We start from the raw sequence: 20,708 nt of genomic DNA on the forward strand, positions 1-20,708 counted from the left end.
TCTTAAACTTAATTTGAATTAATGAGTAATCCTATATTCACAAATAGCAATAATAATCTTTCTTCTGAAACAAGAAAGATAGCGTCTGAAATGATAACACTTAACGGTGAAAATTATTTTAAGATTTCCAATAGCGATAAAATGCGTCCATTTTTTATGAGCATTGTTAGTGATTCTAATCACTGGATGTTTATTTCAAGCAATGGAGGCCTAACCGCCGGAAGAAAAAATGCTGAATATGCATTGTTTCCATATTATACTGATGATAAAATTACCGAATTAGTTGATACTACTGGAAGTAAAGCTATTTTTCAAGTACATGTAAATGGAAAAACATACCTTTGGGAACCATTTTCTATTCGTCAAACCGGTATTTATAATACGCAAACAAACCTATACAAGAATGTTTATGGTAATAAAGTGGTTTTTGAAGAAAGCAATCTAGACTTAGGATTAACTTTTAGATATGAGTGGAATTCAAGTAATACATTCGGGTTTGTTAAGAAATCAACACTTATAAATAATTCTGATGCTACGCTTAATATTAAGGTTTTGGATGGTTTACAAAACATCATACCAAATAATGTTAATTCAGATTTACAAAATAGATGTAGTAACCTTGTTGATGCTTACAAAAAAAGTGAGTTACAAAAAGATTCTGGTTTAGGCGTATACGCTTTAAGTGCTGTAATTGTTGATAAAGCAGAACCTAGTGAGGCTTTAAAAGCGAATACGGTTTGGTCTAATGGATTTAATAATCCTACTCATTTATTGTCTTCAACCCAACTGGATAACTTTAGAAGAGGTGAAGCCCTTAACGAAGAAGTTGATGTAAAAGCCGAAAAAGGGGCTTACTTTATGTCTTCTAATATTGAATTGGCATCACAATCAGAAAAAAACTGGATGTTTGTTGCTAATGTAAACCAGTCTATTTCAGATATAATTCAAACGTCTGAAATTATAAAGAATGAGAGTAACCTTGTAGACTTAGTTCAAAAGGATATCGATTTAGGAACAGAAAACCTTATTAAAATAGCGGGAAATGCTGATGGTTTACAACTAACTGAAGATCAACTTATAAATACAAGGCATTTTGCTAATACGTTATTTAACATCATGCGTGGTGGTATATTTGATGATGATTATCAAATAGAAAAAGGAGATTTTTTAAAGTATATGGCCAATGCTAACAAAGATGTTTTCAATCAAAAAGAAAACACTTTAAACGCTTTGCCTGAATTATTTTCTCTAAACGATATTAAAGGTTTTGCCGAACAAAGCAATAACAGTGATTTTAAACGCTTGTGTTTTGAGTATTTACCATTAAAGTTTAGTAGAAGACATGGCGATCCAAGTAGACCTTGGAATAAATTCTCAATTAACACGCAAAATGAAGTTGATGGTTCTAAAATTCTAGATTACGAAGGAAACTGGCGTGATATTTTCCAAAATTGGGAAGCACTTGCAAACTCCTACCCTGAGTTTATTGAGGGTATGATTCATAAGTTTTTAAACGCAACAACTTTTGAAGGTTACAATCCTTACCGTGTTACAAAAGGTGGTTTTGATTGGGAAGTTATTGAAGAACACGACCCGTGGTCTTATATAGGATATTGGGGCGATCATCAAATCATATATCTTTTAAAATTCTTAGAATTTATTGAAGATTATTATCCTAACCAATTAGAAAAACGTTTCTCAGAAAATATTTTTGTGTATGCTAATGTGCCATACATTATTAAAAGTTATGAGGACACTTTAAAGAATCCAAAAGACACTATTGATTTCGATTACGATTTAAACCGTAAAATAGACGAAAAACGAGACATTTTAGGGGCCGATGGCGCCTTGTTAACAGATAAAAATGCTAACATTTACAGGGTTAATTTAATCGAAAAATTATTGGCTACAGTATTAGCTAAAGTGTCAAACTTTATTCCAGAAGGTGGTATTTGGTTAAACACACAGCGTCCAGAATGGAATGATGCTAATAATGCTCTTGTTGGTAATGGTGTTTCTATGGTTACGCTTAATTATTTATACCGTTTTTTAGACTTCTTTGAAAAGCTAGTTTCAAAATCTGAAACAACCCAGGTAGAAATATCTCAAGAATTAGCCGATTTCTTTAATAGCGTTGTAGTAACACTTCAAAATAACGCTTCTATTTTAACTGGAAAAATCTCAAATAAAGACAGAAAAACAGTTCTTGACGGATTAGGAAAAGCAGGAAGTAAGTATAGAGAAATTATATATGCTGATGGGTTTTCAAATATAAAAACCACATTAAAATTAGAAGACATTTCTAGTTTTATAGAGGTTACTAAAGCGTATTTAGAACACAGTATAGATGCTAATAAGCGAGACGATAATATGTATCACGCTTACAATTTAATGACTGTAGAAAACGATGCCGAGGTATCAATTTCATACCTATCAGAAATGCTAGAAGGGCAAGTAGCTGCATTAAGTTCGGGTTACCTCTCTCCTACTCAGGCTTTGAGTTTGTTAGATGGATTAAAAAATAGTGCACTATTTAGAGAAGATCAATACAGTTATATTCTATATCCAAATAAAGAGTTACCACGATTTGATAAGAAGAACAATATTCCTTCTAATAAAGTAGAACATTCAAGTTTATTAAAACAATTGGTTGCCGATGGTAACAGACAAATTATTGAACAAGATATTAAAGGAAATTATCATTTTAATGGCAACTTCAATAATGCAAATAGTTTAAAAGACGCATTAAATAACTTAGATAGCAGCTACAAAACTTTAGTAGAAAGCGACACAGAAAAACTACTTCAAACTTTTGAAGATATTTTCGATCATAAATCATTTACTGGTCGATCGGGAACATTCTTCGGGTACGAAGGTTTAGGTTCAATTTACTGGCACATGGTGTCTAAATTATCATTAGCAGTTCAAGAAAACTGTTTGTTAGCTATAAATAATAATGAAGACGATGCCGTTATTGGCAGATTGTTAGACCATTATTATGAAATTAATGCAGGTATTGGGGTTCATAAATCGCCAGAATTATATGGTGCTTTTCCAACCGATCCTTATTCGCATACTCCAGCAACTAAAGGCGCGCAACAGCCAGGAATGACTGGTCAGGTAAAAGAGGATGTTCTTACTAGATTTGGCGAGCTTGGTGTTTTTGTTGAAGACGGAAAAATTGTATTCAATCCAACATTATTACAAACAAAAGAGTTTTTAAAGACACCGTCAACATTCCGTTTTACGAATGTAAATAAAGAAGACCAAGAACTAAGCATTGATGCAAATTCACTTTGTTTTACTTATTGTAAAGTACCAGTTATATATAAACTTTCAAACCAATCAGGTATAAAGGTAATTTTCAACAATAACGAGGATGTCAATTTAGAAGGTGCAAGTCTTGATTTACAAACTTCAGAATCTTTGTTCCAAAGAAAAGGAGAAGTAAACCAAATAATAGTATCAATAAACAAGTAGCAGCTAAAACAATGTTTAAGCTAAATAATTATATATCAATTGTAATAGTATTAATGATGACGTTAGGATGTAATGAAAACCCGAAAGTAGATAAGCAGTTAAACGCAGCTGATATTTTAGGAAATCCAGAATACCTAGCAATTTCATATGGAGGATATCGTAAAAACACAAGAGATATTCAACCCACAATACAAGAATTAAAAGAAGATATGAAGCTCTTGTTTGCCATGGGTGTAAAAATATTACGAACCTATAACGTGCAATTACAACAAGCTCCTAATTTATTAAAAGCTATTAGCGAATTAAAGCAAGAAGATTCAAACTTCGAAATGTATGTTATGCTTGGTGTCTGGATAGATTGCGAAAATGCATGGACAGATAGAGAACCAAATCATGATGTTGAAGATTTTGAGAATAATGAAGGCGAAATAAATAGAGCTGTAAAATTAGCAAAACAATATCCAGATATCGTTAAAGTTATTGCCGTTGGGAACGAGGCTATGGTAAAATGGGCGGCAAGCTATTATGTTCAACCTGGTGTAATTTTAAAATGGGTAAACCATTTACAAGCTTTAAAAATTTCTGGTGAATTATCTAAAGATTTATGGATAACAAGTTCAGATAATTTTGCCTCATGGGGCGGTGGAGATAGCGAGTATCATGTTGAAGATTTAGAAAAATTAATTCATGCCGTAGATTATATTTCAATGCACACCTACCCTATGCATGATACACATTATCATCCAGTATTTTGGGGTCTTGAAGGTAATGAAGCTAATTTGTCTGATTTAGAGAAATTAGATGCTGTGATGTTAAAAGCAAAAGCATATGCGGTTTCGCAATACGATAGTGTATTTAATTATATGAAAAGTATTGGAGCTAATAAACCAATTCATATTGGCGAAACAGGTTGGGCAAGTCATTCTAATTCTCTTTATGGCGCCAATGGTTCTAAGGCTACAGACGAGTATAAAGAAGCATTGTATTATAAGCATATGCGTGAATGGACTAATAAAGCTAACATGTCTTGTTTTTATTTTGAAGCCTTTGATGAAAACTGGAAAGATGCTAATAACCCACAAGGTTCAGAAAATCATTTTGGTTTATTTACTATAGATGGAAAAGCAAAATATGCATTGTGGGACGCTGTAGATTCTGGAATTTTTAAAGGGCTAACAAGAAATGGAAGCCCAATTTCTAAAACCTATAATGGCGATAAAACAGGGCTAATGTCTCATGTTTTAATCCCTGGAGAAAACCAATTAGTAACACATTAATAATCAGATATTAATATGCCAAAATTTTTAATTATACTTCTAGTTATTTGTTTGTCTTGTAAAAACGATAAATCAACAACTCCTGTTGCAGATTCAGATAGGCATATTTATTTAAACAACAAGCCTTATCTTATTAAAGGTATTTGTTATCACCCTGTTCCAAAAGGTAGTAATACTAGAGATTTTATAACTTTAACTCAAGATCTTGCTTTAATGAAAGAAGCGGGAATAAACACCATACGCGTTTATGCACCTATAGATGATAAAGCAGTTTTAGATGAAATTGATGCAGCGGGCATAAAAGTAATAATGGGTTTTGGGTATAGTGATTCAAGGGATATATACAATATAGCTTCTGGAAATTATCTTAATTACATTAATACGTATAAAAGCCATAAAGCTATTTTAATGTGGGAATTGGGTAATGAATATAATTACCATCCAGATTGGTTCGAGGGCGATATTACAAACTGGTATACTGCATTAAATACCGCAGCAAACCTAATACACCAAAACGACAAAACACGTCTTGTAGCCTCTGCTCATGGTGAATTGCCAGATGTTTTAGCACTTTCCTCCTGCCCTAATATTGATGTTTGGGGAATGAATGTATACCGTTGGGATAATCCAGAAGACATTTTTTCGCAATGGAAAGCTTTAAGTGAAAAACCTATGTATATATCAGAATCTGGAGGCGATAGTTATATGACAATAACTAAGGCAGGTTTTGAAAAAGGAGAAAACCAAAATGCTCAGGCTCAAGCTAATTCAAAAATCTTAGATAAAATTTTTGAAAACCAAAATATCTGTTCTGGAGTTACTATGTTTTCGTTTACAGATGGTTGGTGGAAAGCAGGAAACCCAGACAAACAAGATATTGGAGGCTGGGCACCAAATAGTACAGGAATCCCTTATGATGGTTCTCCAAATGAAGAATTTTGGGGTATGGTTGATATAGATAGAAACAAAAAGGAAACATTCGATATTATAAAAAATAAATACACGAAGATAAAATCCTAATAAAATGAAAAAACTGAATTATATAGTAGTTTTATTAACTGCATTACTCATATCAAGTTGTGATAAGAAACAAGAAAAGATGAATTTTCAAGTGTTTGAAACCTCAGAAAGTGGAAACAAATTAACAAAAATTACTGAGTTTAAATCTCATGAAAACACGGTTAATATTGCTTTAAAACCAGAACAAACATTACAAACTATTTCGGGATTTGGAGGGGCATTTACGGAGTCTTCAGCGTATTTATTAAACAAACTAAGCAAAAAGAACAGAGACACCATTATACAAGCATATTTTGCTAAAGATGGAGCTAATTATTCGCTCACAAGAACGCATATGAATTCTTGCGACTTCTCTCTAACCAATTATTCTTATACACCAGTTGTGGGCGATAAAAATTTAGAGCATTTCACTATTGAAGAAGACATGGATGATTTAATCCCAATGATAAAAGATGCTATAGAAGTTTCTGAAGATGGGTTTAATATTTTCGCGTCACCGTGGTCTGCTGCACCTTGGATGAAAGATAACAACAAATGGGTTGGAGGTAAATTGCTTCCAGAATATTACGATACTTGGGCATTGTTTTTCTCGAAATATATTGATGCCTATAAAGAACAAGGTATTGATATTTGGGGTTTTACTGTAGAAAACGAACCTCATGGAAATGGTAACAATTGGGAAAGCATGCATTTTTCGCCTAAAGAAATGACCGATTTTGTTGAATTTCATTTAGGTCCAAAATTGGAAGCTGATGGTTATGGTGATAAAATTATTTTAGGTTACGATCAAAATAGAGAAGGGTTAAATGAATGGGTCGATGAAATGTATAGAGATGAAGCATCTTCTAAATATTTTCACGGAACAGCAATTCATTGGTATGAGAGTACTTATGATTATTTCCCTGAAGCCTTACAATATGCACATAATAAAGCATCAAATAAGTATTTAATCGAAACTGAAGGATGTATTGATTCTCAAGTTCCTGTATGGCAAGATGATGCTTGGTATTGGAAAAAAGAAGCTACAGATTGGGGTTATGATTGGAGAGAACCGGAAAAAAAATATTTACACCCAAAATATGCACCGGTAAATCGTTATGCTAGAGATATAATAGGTTGCCTTAATAATTGGGTTGATGGTTGGGTAGACTGGAACATGGTATTAGATAAGCAAGGTGGACCAAACTGGTTCGAAAACTGGTGTGTGGCTCCTGTAATTGTCGATCCAGACAAAGATGAAGTGTATTTCACACCGTTGTATTATACCATGGCACATTTTAGTAAGTACATAAGACCAAATGCTAAGGTAATTACTCATACTAATTCTGATGATAAATTGATGGTTACTGCTGCTAAAAACCCAGATGGTTCTATAGCTGTAGTACTCTTTAATGAATTTGAAACGCCAAAGTCTGTAAGTTTAACGCTTAATGAAAAAACGGTTACATTTTCTATTGATGCACAAGCGCTACAAACGTTAGTAATAACGGAATAATAATAATGAATACTAACTAATAACTAAAACTATGTCTTCTAACAGCACTAAAGTTCCAATGGGGCAAAAAATAGCTTTCGGTTTAGGTATGCTTGCTAACCAAATGTTTCCAGCTGCTATGGGGATATTTATGGTTGTTTTGGTACAAGATTTAGGGTTTCCAGGGTGGATGTGGGGAGTTATTTTTTTTATGCCTAGAATTTTTGATTCCATTACAGACCCTATAATGGGATTCATTTCAGATAACACCAAATCTAAATGGGGTAGACGTAGGCAATATGTATTATTAGGAGCTATAATAATGGGTATTTCGTTTTCTATTTTATGGCAACTACATAGAGAAAATGGTTTAGATTATAATTTTACTTATTTCATGATATGGTCTTTCGTGTTTTATTTAGGGCTAACAATATTTAGTGTGCCTTACGTTGCTATGGGTTACGAAATGAGTGACGATTTTCACGAACGTACAAATATTATGGCTGTTGCACAATGGATAGGCCAATGGGCATGGGTAATTGCACCATGGTTTTGGGTTATTATGTACGATCAAGGATGGTTTGAATCTGCCGATGTGGCTACAAGAACTATAGCTGTTTGGGTAGGTGTAATTTGTATGATCTTTGCTATGGTTCCTGCAATTTTTATTAAAAGCAAGTCTACAGTAAACGAAAGCTATAAACCTCTCAATGTAAAAAATATTGGAAATAGTTTTGTTGATATTATTCGTGGGTTTATAGAAGCTTTTAAAAATAAACCATTCAGAAAATTATGCATAGCTACCTTTTTTGTATTCAACGCTTTTAATACGGTTGCGGCTTTTACTTTTTTCATTATTGTTTATTATCTGTTTAGTGGCGATGCTGGTTCAGCAGGAATATGGCCTACCCTCTTTGGTAGCTTAGGAGCTTTGGCAACTACTTTTATTGTTATTCCTATTGTAGCTAGAATGTCTAAAGCTATGGGGAAGAAAAAAGCATTTTTAGTGTCTCAAAGTATTTCCATATTTGGGTATGTTTTGCTGTGGTTTCTATTTATCCCAGGTAAGCCCTATATGTTTATTTTTGCGCTCCCTTTTTTCTCCTTTGGTATTGGAAGTTTATTTATGCTTATGATGTCTATGACAGCAGACGTTATTGATCTGGATGAATTAAATACAGGTTTGCGTAGAGAAGGTATTTTTGGAGCAATTTATTGGTGGATGGTAAAGTTTGGCTTTGCCATTGCAGGATTATTAAGTGGTCTTATTTTGTCTATGATTGGGTTTGATGCTACTGCCGATTCTCAAACAGAAAGCGCCATTGTTGGATTACGATTTTTCTTTTCAGGATTACCAATTCTAGGAACTTTAATAGCGATTTTAGTAATGCGTAAATATGATCTAACAGAGGAGAAATCAAATGAAATTCGAAAGCAATTAGAATTACGCAAAAACAAGGAATAATCTATTAAAAATAACGCTATGTCTTTCAAAAAAGAAAACCTAATGTCGCTTTCTGGTGGTTTACAAGATAAAACTACTAAAGGACTACAAAATACATTTAATAGAGTTTTAAAATCTGGTATGCACGGCATTTGTTTTAGTGCCTATGAAGAAGGTCAAGAGGCTGGAGACCAAATTACCGAAAAACAGATTAGAAGACGCATGCAAATCCTAAAACCGTATACTAAATGGATTCGAACTTTTTCTTGTACTGATGGAAATGAAATGATTCCTGTTATAGCCAAAGAATATGGTATTAAAACACTAGTAGGAGCCTGGTTAGGTGATGATGTCGAAATAAATAAAAGAGAAGTTGAAGGCTTAATAAAACTTGCTAAAGAGGGTTATGTAGATATTGCGGCTGTTGGTAATGAGGTTATGTATAGAGGGGATCTTTCAGAAAAAGAGCTTTTAAACTATATGCACCAAGTAAAAAAAGCAATACCAAATACACCAATGGGTTATGTAGATGCTTATTATGAATTTGCTAAACGCCCTGACATTACTGAAGCTTGCGATGTTATTTTGGCTAATTGTTACCCGTACTGGGAAGGTTGTAGTTTAGAGTATTCTTTAATTTACATGAAAGATATGTTTAACAGAGCTGTTAAAGCGGGAAAAGGTAAGAAGGTTATTATAACCGAAACTGGTTGGCCTAGTCAAGGCCTGGGTCTACTTGGTGCACTTCCATCTCATGAAAATGCCATGAAATATTTTATTAATACTCAAGAGTGGGCTGATGAAGATGATATTGATGTGTTTTATTTCTCTTCTTTTGATGAGTCTTGGAAAGTGGGTACCGAAGGAGATGTAGGTGCTTATTGGGGCTTATGGGATAAAAATGAAAAGCCAAAATTTTATACGAAGCCATTATCATTAAAGAAATTAAAAGTAGCCATTAAAAGCTAGAAAATTATATTTATTAGTATCATCTAACTCTTTTATATCCTGCTATTTAAGCAGGATTTTTTTTATAAATATTTAAAATAGAGCTTCTAGTGCTTATTGGTGTTACTTATTGTAATAGTATAGACATTACGGTTGTTTTAATTACCACAACATTACCACAACAAAGCTTAAATGCAGTAGATTTTGAAGCGTTAAAAAGCCGATTATAAGTAAATAAAACCGACGTATTACGATATTAATAGAGTTATAACACTTTTTTTAAGATGTATGTTTTTTGTAGTGGTGTTCTTTGAGTATTTAGCATTAAACAAGACCTATATTTATAAACAACTAAAACTAATATTAATAATTAAACTATTTATTATGAAAAAAATTACTTTTTTGTTTACTTTATTATCTGTATTTCTTGGGTATTCCCAAAATGCACCAATAGATTTTGAATCTGGAGGGAATGGAGCCTCATGGACATGGACCGTTTTTGAAAATGACTCCAACCCTGCTGTTGAAATTATTGCAAATCCGGTATCTGGAGGTATTAATACTTCTGCAACTGTTATGAAATTTACAGCTTTAGATGCTGGAATGAACTGGGCTGGCTGTGAGTCTATGCATGGTTCAGATATTGGAACATGGACACCTTCAACTGCAAACTCTTATATTACCATGAAAGTTTATCAAGTAGGATTTGCATCTCAAGTAGCACTTAAGTTTGCAACTAGTACTGGATGGGCTATAGGCGAAACATTTGCAACAGTTTCTGCTGCTGATACTTGGGTTGAGGTATCTTTCGATATGTCTGGTTGGATTGGTGGTGCTGGTGGCGACCCAGATCAAATTATCTTTTTTCCAGACCGTTCAGATAGAACAGCTGACCATATTATTTATATTGATGATGTCTCTTTTGGTATGGCACCAGCTGCTACATGTACTGATGGTATTCAAAACGGAGATGAAACAGGTGTCGACTGTGGAGGTACTTCTTGTGCCGCTTGCGTTATTCCTGAACCTTCAGATGCTCCAACAGCTCCAACCATTGCTTCTGCAATGACAATTTCTCTTTTTAGTGATGCGTATACAGATTTAGCTGCAACTTGGAATCCTAATTGGGGACAATCAACGGTAGTAACAGATATAACAATAGCAAGTAATCCATTAAAAAAGTATGAAAACTTTAATTATTCTGGAGTCGAACCAACAGGAGGAACAATTGATGCGTCTTCAATGACTCATATTAATATAGATTATTGGACAAGCGATGCAACAGAATTAAAAATTAAACTTGTGGACTACCGTGGAGATGGTGCTTGGGGTGGCGATAATATTGAAGTAGAAATAGTTAGTGCGGTTTCGGTAACAGAAGATTGGGTAACTGTTAGTATACCATTAACCGATTTTACTGCTGCAAATCCTTCAATGATTTTAACAGATATTGGGCAGCTTGTATTAAGTTCTACAGGGGCAATCAACCCGGTGTATTTAGATAACTTTTATTTTTCTAATGGAAGCCCATTAAGTGTTAATGAAAATGAATTAGGAGTTTATAAAATATACCCTAATCCATCTCAAAATAGCTGGACAGTTAATACACAAAACGTTAATATGTCTTCTATAAAAGTCTACGATGTTTTAGGTAAAAATGTTTTATCAATTTCTCCTAATAAAGCAGAAGCTATAATTGACGGTTCTAATTTAAAAGCGGGATTATATTTTGCACAAATAGAAACAGCAACAGGAATTAATAGCATAAAACTTATTAAAAATTAAGTTTATTTTGTTTAGTATGATTGAAAGAGGAGTGGAGCTGTTATAGCTTTACTCCTTTTTTTTATTTAACCTTTTTTCAAATCGGTTAAGTAAGCAACCTCTTAGTCTTAAAATATTTCTTTACTTTGTGTAAAGCTTCCATTTTTTATGTTCGACGATATTTTAACAGCCATTCCTTTTGGTATAATACTCGCTTTTACTATCGGGCCTGTTTTTTTTGTGCTTTTAGAAACAAGTGCAACAAAAGGGTTCAGGAGTGCTTTAATATTTGATTGTGGCGTTATGCTGGCGGATGTGATTTTCATTTTTGTAGCATTTTTTAGTACCAATAAGCTTCTAGAAAAAATTAAAGACGACCCAAATTTTCTAATTTTTGGAGGTGTTTTATTAGTGGCTTATGGTATAATTTCATTTGTAAAAACATCAAAATCGTTTAGAGAAATTGTTAGAGAATATCATAAAGTTGAAATAAAAAAAGGTTACGGAAAATTATTTTTAAAAGGCTTTTTATTAAACTTTATTAATATTGGCGTACTATTGGGATGGGTTGCTTTTATTGTTGTTGCTAACTCTTTAACCGAATCTGAAGACGGGGTAATTCTTTTTTTATCAACTATCTTAATTGTATACTTTTTAGTAGATATAGTTAAAATAGTAGTTGCAAAAAAATTAAAAAATAAATTAACACCTCGATTAATATTTAAAACCAAAAAAATAATTGCGCTGGTCATTTTAGGTTTTGGTGTATTACTCTTAGTACAAGGTTTTTTTCCAAAAGAAAAAGAGCTTATTAAAGAGAAACTAGAAAAAATAAATCCTATAACAGAAAAGCTTCCAAAATAAGTACCACAATAATCGGACTAGTAGTTTACCCTGAGCGCAGTCGAAGGGTTACAAGTCCTCGTTCTACTGGATTTCCAATACTATCCCTAACGTATTACAAACTAAATTTAACATTTATAGAAGGCACTAAGATTTCATTATGCCTTGGGTTTATCATCTTTATAACTAATATAATTATAAAAATTTCCCACAAAAAAACCTACAAGAAAAACCAGAAGGTTCTTTAAGGCGTCGAATTAATTTCGAACCGCTGTAATAGCTTTATCTAATTTTTTAAAAATTAAAACAAAAAAAGGAGACACTTAAAAAGTATCTCTTTGATGAGGCGTCGAGCGGATTTGAAGCAATTCAAAATTCAAGGTTTTGCTTAACTTTAATTAATTTTTCATAAAAATTTATAATTAAAAAACCTTTAAACAAAATTTGAAAGTTCTATAAGGCGTATACTAATTTCGAACCGCTGTAATAGTTTTATCTAATTTTTTTAAAAAATTAAAACAAAAAAAGAGACACTTAATAAGTATCTCTTTGTTGAGGCGTCGAGCGGATTCGAACCGCTGTACAAGGTTTTGCAGACCTCTGCCTAGCCACTCGGCCACGACGCCATAAATTCTTTATAAAAAAAGAACCTCAATATATTTATTGAGAGCACAAATGTAAAAAAAATTGCGATTATTCCACGCTTAAAATCACTTTTTACGTTTTTCAGTCATTTTTATTGTCACACGTTCAACATCACCACCAATTGGCGGGTTTAGTTTACTCACCGAAACCGTAGCCTTTTTAACAAGCTTATCTTCATTAAAAATTCTATTTAATATACGTTTAGCAACGGTTTCAAGCAAATGAGATGCAATGTCCATTTCCTCTTTTATAACTCTATTTAAAAACACATAGTCAACAGTATCACTAAGTTTATCAGTAACAGCAGAGTTTTGTAAATCGGCCTTAACCTCCAAATCTACACGATAATCGCTACCAATTTTTGTTTCTTCTTTTAAGCAACCATGGTATGCAAATACACGAATATTTTCAACTTTTATAATTCCCATTGTCAGACAATTTAAGTCGTCAAAATTACCTAATTTTGTACAATATTTTTGTTTAATGGGTTTCTTTTTATCGAGTTAAACCCACACAGTAACATATTTTATGTCTGAAGAAAGAAAATCACTCAATTTTATTGAGCAAATTATAGAAGAAGATTTAGCAAACGGAATGCCTAAAAGCAGTCTTCGTTTTCGTTTTCCACCAGAGCCAAATGGGTATTTACACATTGGCCACACGAAAGCTATAGGTATTAGCTTTGGATTGGGGGAATATTACAATGCGCCTGTTAACCTTCGTTTTGACGATACTAATCCTGCAAAAGAAGAGCAAGAATATGTCGATGCCATTAAAGAAGATGTGGCTTGGTTAGGTTACAAATGGGATAAAGAATTGTTTTCTTCCGATTATTTTCAACAATTGTATGATTGGGCAATACTCTTAATTAAAGAAGGAAAAGCCTATGTAGATTCGCAATCTAGTGAAGCCATGGCTGAACAAAAAGGAACACCAACACAACCAGGTGTAGATGGCCCTTACAGAAACAGAACCGTCGAAGAAAACCTAGATTTATTCGAACGTATGAAAAACGGTGAGTTTGATGAAGGCGAGCATATTCTACGAGCAAAAATAGATATGCAACATGTTAATATGTTAATGCGTGATCCTATTATATATCGTGTTTTAAAGAAACATCACCACAGAACAGCAAACGATTGGTGTATTTATCCAATGTATGATTGGACACATGGTGAAAGTGATTATTTAGAGCAAATATCACACTCGCTTTGTTCGCTTGAGTTTAAGCCTCATAGAGAGCTTTACGATTGGTTTCTAGACCAAGTAGTAGACACAGACAAATTAAGGCCAAAACAACGCGAATTTGCCCGATTAAATCTAAGTTATACCATAATGAGTAAGCGTAAGTTACTTAAACTGGTTGAAGACGGCGTTGTAAATGGTTGGGACGACCCAAGAATGCCAACAATTTCTGGATTACGCCGAAGAGGATATACCCCAAATGCTATTAGAAAATTTGTTGAAACCGTAGGTGTTGCTAAACGAGAAAATATAATTGATGTATCGCTTTTAGAATTTTGTATTCGAGAAGATTTAAACAAAATAGCACCTCGTGTTATGGCTGTTTTAAACCCGGTAAAAGTAGTAATTACCAATTACCCTGAGGATAAAGTTGAGTGGTTTGATGCTGAAAATAATCAAGAAGACGAGAGTGCAGGCTTTAGAAAAGTTCCTTTTTCACGTGAGTTATACATTGAAAAGGAAGACTTTAAAGAAGTAGCTAGTAACAAATTTTTCAGATTAAAATTAGGAGGTGAAGTACGACTTAAAAACGCATATATCATAAAAGCAGAAAGCGTAGTTAAAGATGCTAATGGTGAAGTTACAGAAATTCTTTGCTCATATTCTGAAGATACAGAACGTCGTATAAAAGGCACGCTACATTGGGTTTCTATTGCTCATGCGGTTAAGGCTGAAGTTAGAGAATACGATAGATTATTTGTTGATGAAGCGCCAGACAGCCATCAAGACAAAGATTTTATGGAATTTATAAATCCAAATTCTTTAAAAATAATCGAAGCTTTTGTTGAGCCAAGTTTAAAAGAAGCCAAAGTAGGAGACAGGTTCCAATTTCAACGTTTAGGCTATTTTAATGTAGACGATGATTCGACTTCAGAACAATTAGTATTCAACAAAACTGTTGGTTTACGAGACACTTGGGCTAAAGTTAAACCACAACAAAACGCTAATAAAAACCATCAAAAACAACCACAACAAAACAATCGTTCTCCAATCGATCAAATAAAATCGTTTGGTAAAAAATACGATAGAATGCCAGAAGATAAACAAGCAGCAGCTAAAGCAACTATTCAAGAATTAGCTAAAAATGTGAGTTATGATGAGGTTGAACCGTTGTTTAATACTTCGGTTAAAAAATCTGGAACACGTATAATCACCATGATAACATTAGGTGTTTTATTAGAAAATGGTTTAGAAAAAAATGAGGCTATTAACGCTTTTATAGAAAAGGCTCTAGACGATAAAAATGCCTTGTTGGTTGAAGAAGCTAAGGCTTTAGTCTAGCTTATTAGCCCTTTTTAAAAGTCAAAATTAATTAACCCGAAGAGCTTCTTCGGGTTTTTTTGTACATTGTAAATCAAACTAACTAACTAATTTATAAGATTATGGAACAATTACCAATTAATCCAATCGCTATTCCTATAGCAGCAATCGCCGCCTTACTAGTAGGTTTTATATGGTATCATCCAAAAGTTTTTGGCAATGCTTGGATGAAAGTGTCTGGTATGACAGAAGAAAAAATAAAAGGTGGAAATATGGCTGTTATTTTTGGCTTTTCCTTATTATTTGCCATGTTATTAGCTTCATTACTTATGCAATTCACTAACCACCAATGGGGAGCTGTAGGTATGGTTGGAGGTGATCCAGCACTTGCAAAAGAATCGTTTAATGCTTTTATGGCAGACTATGAAACAGCTTTTAGAACATTTAAACATGGTGCCTTACACGGATTTTTATTTGGACTTTTTGGAGCATTTCCAATTATAGGAACCATAGGATTATTTGAGAGAAAGGGCTGGAAATATATATTAATAAATTCCGGATATTGGATTGTAACTCTTATACTTATGGGAGGAATTCTTTGTGGCTTATAAAAATTTGTAACTTTTTAACATATTTAAAGACTGATGTATCTAACTTCGGTCTTTTTTCATTTTATATTGATACACTATAAGATATTTCGAAATACGAGTGAACTCCCAAAATCTTGGGATGCGCTTGCTATTAAAGATGTTTTCTTAAAAACAGACTTTTTAAGTGGTCTTGAAACGTCGCTACCAAATAATATTTCTGGGTATTATGTTGGTGTTTTTAAAGATGAAAACTTAGTAGGAATTGCAATAGTGCAACGCGTTGAAATGTATGCCGATGATATTTTTAGAAAAAGTAACCAAAACGCGATACAACAATTAGCAAAACAACTGGTCTCTAAAATTGTAAAAGGAAATGCTTTAGTTATTGGAAACTTAATGCATACAGGGCAACACGGTATTTATTTTTATGAAAACGAAATATCACAAACCGAATATTTAAGTCAGTTAGAAAAAGCGCTAGAAGATTTAAAATTAGAAATTAAAACACAATTCAATAAAAACATAAGAGTCATTGTTTTTAAAGATTATTTTGAAGCTGACGCTATTCATGAAAACAAAGCCTTTTTTAAAGCTAATAATCTTTATAAAATTCAATTACAACCCAATATGGTTTTTACTATTCCTGATACCTGGGAAAGTACTGAAGATTATATTTCGGCATTCAACAAAAAGTATAGAAGACGCTATAAAACAGCCAGAAAGAAAGGAATTAATTTACAGTATAAAGAATTAGATCTTGAATACCTTAAAACGAATTCTAAGGCCATATTTAGTTTATACGAAACCGTTTCAGATAACGCAGGTGTTAATTCTTTTAAGCTTCAAGAGCAGCATTTTTATAAATTAAAAGTGCATTTAAAAGAAAAGTTTAAGGTTTTTGGTGTGTTTTTAAAAGAAGAGTTAATTGGTTTTTATACTCTTATACTTAATAATTCAACCTTAGAAACCTATTTTTTAGGTTACAATAAAGATTTACAGCACCAACATCAAATGTATTTAAACATGTTGTTTAATATGGCTTCATTTGGTATTGAAAATGGTTTTAAAAGCATTGTGTATGCAAGAACCGCTATGGAAATTAAGAGCTCGATAGGAGCAAAGCCACATGTGATGCATATCTATTTGAATCACACCAATAACCTCGTTGCAAATACGGTTTTAAAGTGCATTGTTAAGTATATGAACCCTATACAAGAATGGGAAGAACGTCATCCATTTAAATAAAAAAGCCCGTTGGATTTTAAAATCCAACAGGCTTAAATTATTCTAACAAATATTTTTAATTTTCTTTATTACCCTTTGGTTTTGCGTTTTTCATAGCCTCACCAATTTGGTTACTTGCTGTAAAACTAGCTACCATATCGTTTAACATTTGGCTACCAGCTTGTGGCGAATTAGGTAGTAAAATTAGGTTACTATTCGTTTCTTGACCAATAGATTGAAGCGTATCATAATGTTGCGTTACAACAATAAGGGCCGAAGCTTCTTGAGAGTTAATACCAACCTTATTAAGAACTTCTACTGACTCCTCTAATCCACGTGCAATTTCACGACGTTGGTCTGCAATACCTTGACCTTGTAAACGCTTACTTTCAGCTTCTGCTTTTGCTTTTTCAACTATTAAAATACGTTGTGCATCACCTTCATATTGTGCAGCTGTTTTTTCTCTATCTGCAGCATTAATTCTATTCATGGCTTCTTTTACTTGCGCATCAGGATCAATATCGGTTACTAATGTTTTTATAATATCGTACCCATAATTCTGCATGGCATCATTTAATTCTGCTTTAACGGCAATAGCAATATCATCTTTTTTTAAGAAAACATCATCCAAAATCATTTTTGGTACTTCGGCACGAACTACATCAAAAACATAACTTGTAATTTGATCATGCGGATAATCCAATTTATAAAAAGCATCTTCAACTTTATCTCTTATAACTTTGTATTGAACAGATACTTTTAAACGTACAAAAACATCGTCTTTAGTTTTTGTTTCTACTATAACATCTAGTTGCTGAATTTTTAAACTTAGTTTACCAGAAATCCTGTCTACTAATGGAATTTTTAACTGTAAACCAGAGTGGCGAATACTTTGAAACTTACCAAAGCGTTCTATAATAGCGGCTGTTTGTTGTTTAACAACAAAGAATGATGAAATTAAAATAAATAATCCAAAAACAATAATTGGGATAAAAAAAAAGCTCATAATATGTTTATTAAAATGGTTAAAAATTAAGAATTACTAAATTAAGTTATATTTGTTCACTTAACCTTAAAATACCATGAAAAAGATACAACTTTTCTTATTAGTAGCATTTACGCTATGTTTTGTTACAAAAAGTTTTTCGCAAAAAGGAAATTACGATATTGTTAATGGTATTGGAATTTTTGGTGGCCTTACCAAAGTTGATTTAACAACAGATAATTTTATTACCACACAAGGCGATGGTTTTATGGGCGGATTTAGTGCCACGGTTGAAATTCCGCACAGGTGGTACAATATGAGTTACGGTATGCATTTATCTGAAAGCACCATTAGTATTTTAGGACGACCTGATGCATCTAGTACTGCTTCAGAATTTATCGATTATAAGATGTTTGCTGCACAACTGGCATTAATGATTCATCCAAAACTAGCGGGTAGTTATGTGACTTTAGATGCCGGACCTATGATTCAATACAATGGTCTTTTAGAGTTTAAAGATAATGCTCAAGAAAATTATATAATTAATAATTATGATAATTTATTGGCATCAGAAATCACTAATATTTCTAATCTTAATTTTAATGGCGTAGTTGGGATTACTGCAGGGTTTAAATTTGTTAAACTAAGAGCACATTATATCTACGGATTTACGAATACATTAAAAAAGCTTGAAAGTGAAAACCTTGATACTACAGGCGGCGATTCTCGTTTTAAAGGAAATTTATCTATGCTTGTTTTTGGTGCAATGATTTCTTTTTAAGAAGATGTTTAGATTCTCATAAGCTTAAGTTGCTAAAAAACTATAAGCGACCTTGTTTAAAAACTAGGTCGCTTTTTAATTTAGACATATTTTTAATTATAATGTGCCTATTACATTTTCAATTCGTTTAACAGATTCGGCCTTTCCAATCATGTACATAATATCAAACACATCAGGTCCTTGTAAAGCACCAACAAGCGCTAAACGTAATGGCATCATCACTTTACCAAAACCAATCTCGTTGCCAGTTATCCAACCTTTAATATCAGTCTGAAGGTTTTCTACCGTAAAATCTTCGATGTTATTTACAATTGAAACAACTTCGGCTAAAATGTCTTTTGTACCGTCTTTAAAGGCTTTTTTTGATGCTTTTTCATCGTAAGTTGTAGGTGCGGTAAAAAAGAAATGACTCAAATCCCAGAAATCCGAAACAAACGTAGCGCGTTCTTTAATTAAACCAATTACCATAGAAACGTAATTTACGTCAATTTCAGCTAACTCAGAGTTGTGATTTTTAAAGGCTTCAGCTAACTCCTCATTATGTTGCTCTTGCATATAATGGTGGTTAAACCATTTAATTTTGTCAGGATCAAATCGGGCTCCAGATTTGTTTACCTTTTTCAAATCAAAAGCTGCAATTAATTCTTCAAGATTGAAAATTTCTTGCTCCGTTCCTGGATTCCAACCTAAAAAGGCTAAGAAATTAACCATGGCATCAGGGAAATAGCCATCTTCTTTATAGCCTCTAGAAACATCGTTTGTTTTTGGGTCTGTCCATTCTAATGGAAATACAGGAAATCCTAATTTATCGCCATCGCGCTTGCTTAATTTTCCTTTTCCTGTTGGCTTCAAAATCAATGGTAAATGTGCAAATTCTGGCGATTCCCATCCAAAAGCTTTGTATAATTGGTAATGTAGTGCCAAACTTGGTAACCATTCTTCACCACGAATAACATGTGAGATTTCCATTAAATGGTCATCCACAATATTCGCTAAATGGTACGTTGGCATGCCATCACTTTTAAATAATACCTTATCATCTAAAATATTGGTGTCAATTTTTATATCGCCACGTATAATATCTGTTAAATGTAAAGTTTCATCTTGAGGCGATTTAAAACGAATCACATAATCATCTCCAGCGTCTAATTTAGCTTTTACTTCTTCCGCGCTAAGCGATAAAGAGTTACTTAATTTAAGTCTGTTGTGCCAGTTATAAATAAAAGTTTTCCCTTTAGCTTCGTGGTCTTTTCTATGAAAATCGAGTGTTTCAGAAGTGTCGAAAGCATAATATGCATTGCCTGAAGCAATCAACTCATCTGCATATTGCTTATATAAATGCTTGCGTTCGCTTTGTCTATAAGGTCCAAAAGTTTCGTTTTTCTTGGGCCCTTCATCAAATGGCATTCCGCACCAATTTAATGCGTCAACAATGTATTGTTCTGCACCTTCAACATATCTGTTTTGGTCGGTATCTTCAATTCTTAAAACAAAGGTTCCGTTGTGCTTTTTAGCAAATAAATAATTGAATAAAGCGGTACGAACGCCGCCTATATGTAAAGGCCCAGTTGGACTTGGTGCAAAACGCACACGAACATTTTTGGTCATGATGTAATAAAATTAATGTATTAAGTTCTTAAAAAATTAACGCCTTGCGTTGTATTGAGTACAGTTGAAAGGTTGTTTTTAAGAATTTTGGCAAAGATACAATTAACAGATAATTATAAA

At 33.0% G+C, this 20,708-nt stretch carries 15 protein-coding genes and 1 tRNA gene; 12 read left to right on the top strand and 4 right to left on the bottom strand.

Annotated elements, in window-relative coordinates:
• The first annotated feature begins 21 nt into the window (after positions 1-21).
• The 8 genes from SJY43_RS04150 (at position 22) to SJY43_RS04185 (ending at position 12,271) form a co-directional block, all read left to right on the top strand.
• Positions 22-3,480 (top strand): hypothetical protein, encoded by a 3,459-nt coding sequence (locus SJY43_RS04150; RefSeq protein ID WP_396602582.1) that lies wholly within the window; start codon positions 22-24, stop codon positions 3,478-3,480.
• An 11-nt stretch (positions 3,481-3,491) separates the two neighbouring features.
• A complete protein-coding gene (locus tag SJY43_RS04155) occupies positions 3,492-4,757 on the top strand; it encodes a glycosyl hydrolase family 17 protein (RefSeq protein ID WP_396602583.1) in 1,266 nt (421 codons plus the stop codon).
• A gap of 15 nt (positions 4,758-4,772) precedes the next feature.
• Positions 4,773-5,777, top strand: a complete 1,005-nt coding sequence (locus tag SJY43_RS04160) for a glycoside hydrolase family 2 TIM barrel-domain containing protein (protein ID WP_396602584.1) — start codon at positions 4,773-4,775, stop codon at positions 5,775-5,777.
• A 4-nt stretch (positions 5,778-5,781) separates the two neighbouring features.
• The gene (locus SJY43_RS04165; RefSeq protein WP_396602585.1) at positions 5,782-7,272 is read left to right on the top strand and encodes a glycoside hydrolase family 30 beta sandwich domain-containing protein; all 1,491 of its coding nucleotides are present in this window, start codon (positions 5,782-5,784) and stop codon (positions 7,270-7,272) included.
• 31 nt (positions 7,273-7,303) lie between these two features.
• Complete coding sequence (locus SJY43_RS04170; protein WP_396602586.1) at positions 7,304-8,716, top strand: MFS transporter; 1,413 nt, start codon at positions 7,304-7,306, stop codon at positions 8,714-8,716.
• 18 nt (positions 8,717-8,734) lie between these two features.
• Positions 8,735-9,664, top strand: a complete 930-nt coding sequence (locus tag SJY43_RS04175; protein ID WP_396602587.1) for a glycosyl hydrolase family 17 protein — start codon at positions 8,735-8,737, stop codon at positions 9,662-9,664.
• A gap of 363 nt (positions 9,665-10,027) precedes the next feature.
• On the top strand, positions 10,028-11,428 hold the full coding sequence (locus SJY43_RS04180) for a T9SS type A sorting domain-containing protein (RefSeq protein ID WP_396602588.1): 1,401 nt from the start codon (positions 10,028-10,030) through the stop codon (positions 11,426-11,428).
• 147 nt (positions 11,429-11,575) lie between these two features.
• Entirely contained in the window at positions 11,576-12,271 is a 696-nt protein-coding gene (locus SJY43_RS04185; RefSeq protein ID WP_396602589.1) for a LysE family translocator, read from the top strand.
• A gap of 534 nt (positions 12,272-12,805) precedes the next feature.
• On the opposite strand, the gene SJY43_RS04190 is transcribed toward SJY43_RS04185, so the two are convergent.
• Positions 12,806-12,876: transfer RNA gene (locus SJY43_RS04190), tRNA-Cys, on the bottom strand.
• An 84-nt stretch (positions 12,877-12,960) separates the two neighbouring features.
• The gene (folB, locus tag SJY43_RS04195) at positions 12,961-13,323 is read right to left on the bottom strand and encodes a dihydroneopterin aldolase (protein ID WP_396602590.1); all 363 of its coding nucleotides are present in this window, start codon (positions 13,321-13,323) and stop codon (positions 12,961-12,963) included.
• 100 nt (positions 13,324-13,423) lie between these two features.
• Between folB and SJY43_RS04200 the strand changes: the two genes are divergently transcribed.
• The 3 genes from SJY43_RS04200 to SJY43_RS04210 all read left to right on the top strand — a co-directional run bounded on the left by SJY43_RS04200 (position 13,424) and on the right by SJY43_RS04210 (position 17,235).
• Positions 13,424-15,421, top strand: coding sequence for a glutamine--tRNA ligase/YqeY domain fusion protein (locus tag SJY43_RS04200; protein ID WP_396602591.1), 1,998 nt, complete (start codon positions 13,424-13,426; stop codon positions 15,419-15,421).
• A gap of 101 nt (positions 15,422-15,522) precedes the next feature.
• Positions 15,523-16,011 carry a DUF1761 domain-containing protein gene (locus tag SJY43_RS04205; RefSeq protein ID WP_396602592.1) on the top strand — a complete coding sequence of 163 codons (489 nt, stop codon included), beginning with the start codon at positions 15,523-15,525 and terminating at the stop codon, positions 16,009-16,011.
• Positions 16,012-16,077: 66 nt separating this feature from the next.
• On the top strand, positions 16,078-17,235 hold the full coding sequence (locus SJY43_RS04210; protein WP_396602593.1) for a GNAT family N-acetyltransferase: 1,158 nt from the start codon (positions 16,078-16,080) through the stop codon (positions 17,233-17,235).
• A gap of 55 nt (positions 17,236-17,290) precedes the next feature.
• Here SJY43_RS04210 and SJY43_RS04215 read toward each other — a convergent pair whose 3' ends face one another.
• Complete coding sequence (locus SJY43_RS04215) at positions 17,291-18,220, bottom strand: SPFH domain-containing protein (protein WP_396602594.1); 930 nt, start codon at positions 18,218-18,220, stop codon at positions 17,291-17,293.
• 76 nt (positions 18,221-18,296) lie between these two features.
• Between SJY43_RS04215 and SJY43_RS04220 the strand changes: the two genes are divergently transcribed.
• Positions 18,297-18,980, top strand: a complete 684-nt coding sequence (locus SJY43_RS04220) for a hypothetical protein (protein WP_396602595.1) — start codon at positions 18,297-18,299, stop codon at positions 18,978-18,980.
• Positions 18,981-19,076: 96 nt separating this feature from the next.
• Here the strand turns inward: SJY43_RS04220 and gltX are convergent, their stop codons facing one another.
• Positions 19,077-20,588, bottom strand: a complete 1,512-nt coding sequence (gltX, locus tag SJY43_RS04225) for a glutamate--tRNA ligase (protein WP_396602596.1) — start codon at positions 20,586-20,588, stop codon at positions 19,077-19,079.
• Between the last annotated feature and the right edge of the window lie 120 nt (positions 20,589-20,708).

The organism is Algibacter sp. R77976 (assembly GCF_044594645.1).
GTDB lineage: Bacteria > Bacteroidota > Bacteroidia > Flavobacteriales > Flavobacteriaceae > Algibacter_B.

What these genes read in the sequence shown, in the direction of transcription:
- SJY43_RS04165 (WP_396602585.1), top strand. Translation starts at nt 5,782, where the DNA reads ATGAAAAAACTGAATTATATAGTAGTTTTATTAACTGCATTACTCATA.
- SJY43_RS04220 (WP_396602595.1), top strand. Translation starts at nt 18,297, where the DNA reads ATGAAAAAGATACAACTTTTCTTATTAGTAGCATTTACGCTATGTTTT.
- SJY43_RS04180 (WP_396602588.1), top strand. Translation starts at nt 10,028, where the DNA reads ATGAAAAAAATTACTTTTTTGTTTACTTTATTATCTGTATTTCTTGGG.
- SJY43_RS04185 (WP_396602589.1), top strand. Translation starts at nt 11,576, where the DNA reads ATGTTCGACGATATTTTAACAGCCATTCCTTTTGGTATAATACTCGCT.
- SJY43_RS04175 (WP_396602587.1), top strand. Translation starts at nt 8,735, where the DNA reads ATGTCTTTCAAAAAAGAAAACCTAATGTCGCTTTCTGGTGGTTTACAA.
- SJY43_RS04160 (WP_396602584.1), top strand. Translation starts at nt 4,773, where the DNA reads ATGCCAAAATTTTTAATTATACTTCTAGTTATTTGTTTGTCTTGTAAA.
- folB (WP_396602590.1), bottom strand. Translation starts at nt 13,323, where the DNA reads ATGGGAATTATAAAAGTTGAAAATATTCGTGTATTTGCATACCATGGT.
- SJY43_RS04215 (WP_396602594.1), bottom strand. Translation starts at nt 18,220, where the DNA reads ATGAGCTTTTTTTTTATCCCAATTATTGTTTTTGGATTATTTATTTTA.
- SJY43_RS04205 (WP_396602592.1), top strand. Translation starts at nt 15,523, where the DNA reads ATGGAACAATTACCAATTAATCCAATCGCTATTCCTATAGCAGCAATC.
- SJY43_RS04200 (WP_396602591.1), top strand. Translation starts at nt 13,424, where the DNA reads ATGTCTGAAGAAAGAAAATCACTCAATTTTATTGAGCAAATTATAGAA.
- SJY43_RS04155 (WP_396602583.1), top strand. Translation starts at nt 3,492, where the DNA reads ATGTTTAAGCTAAATAATTATATATCAATTGTAATAGTATTAATGATG.
- gltX (WP_396602596.1), bottom strand. Translation starts at nt 20,588, where the DNA reads ATGACCAAAAATGTTCGTGTGCGTTTTGCACCAAGTCCAACTGGGCCT.
- SJY43_RS04170 (WP_396602586.1), top strand. Translation starts at nt 7,304, where the DNA reads ATGTCTTCTAACAGCACTAAAGTTCCAATGGGGCAAAAAATAGCTTTC.
- SJY43_RS04150 (WP_396602582.1), top strand. Translation starts at nt 22, where the DNA reads ATGAGTAATCCTATATTCACAAATAGCAATAATAATCTTTCTTCTGAA.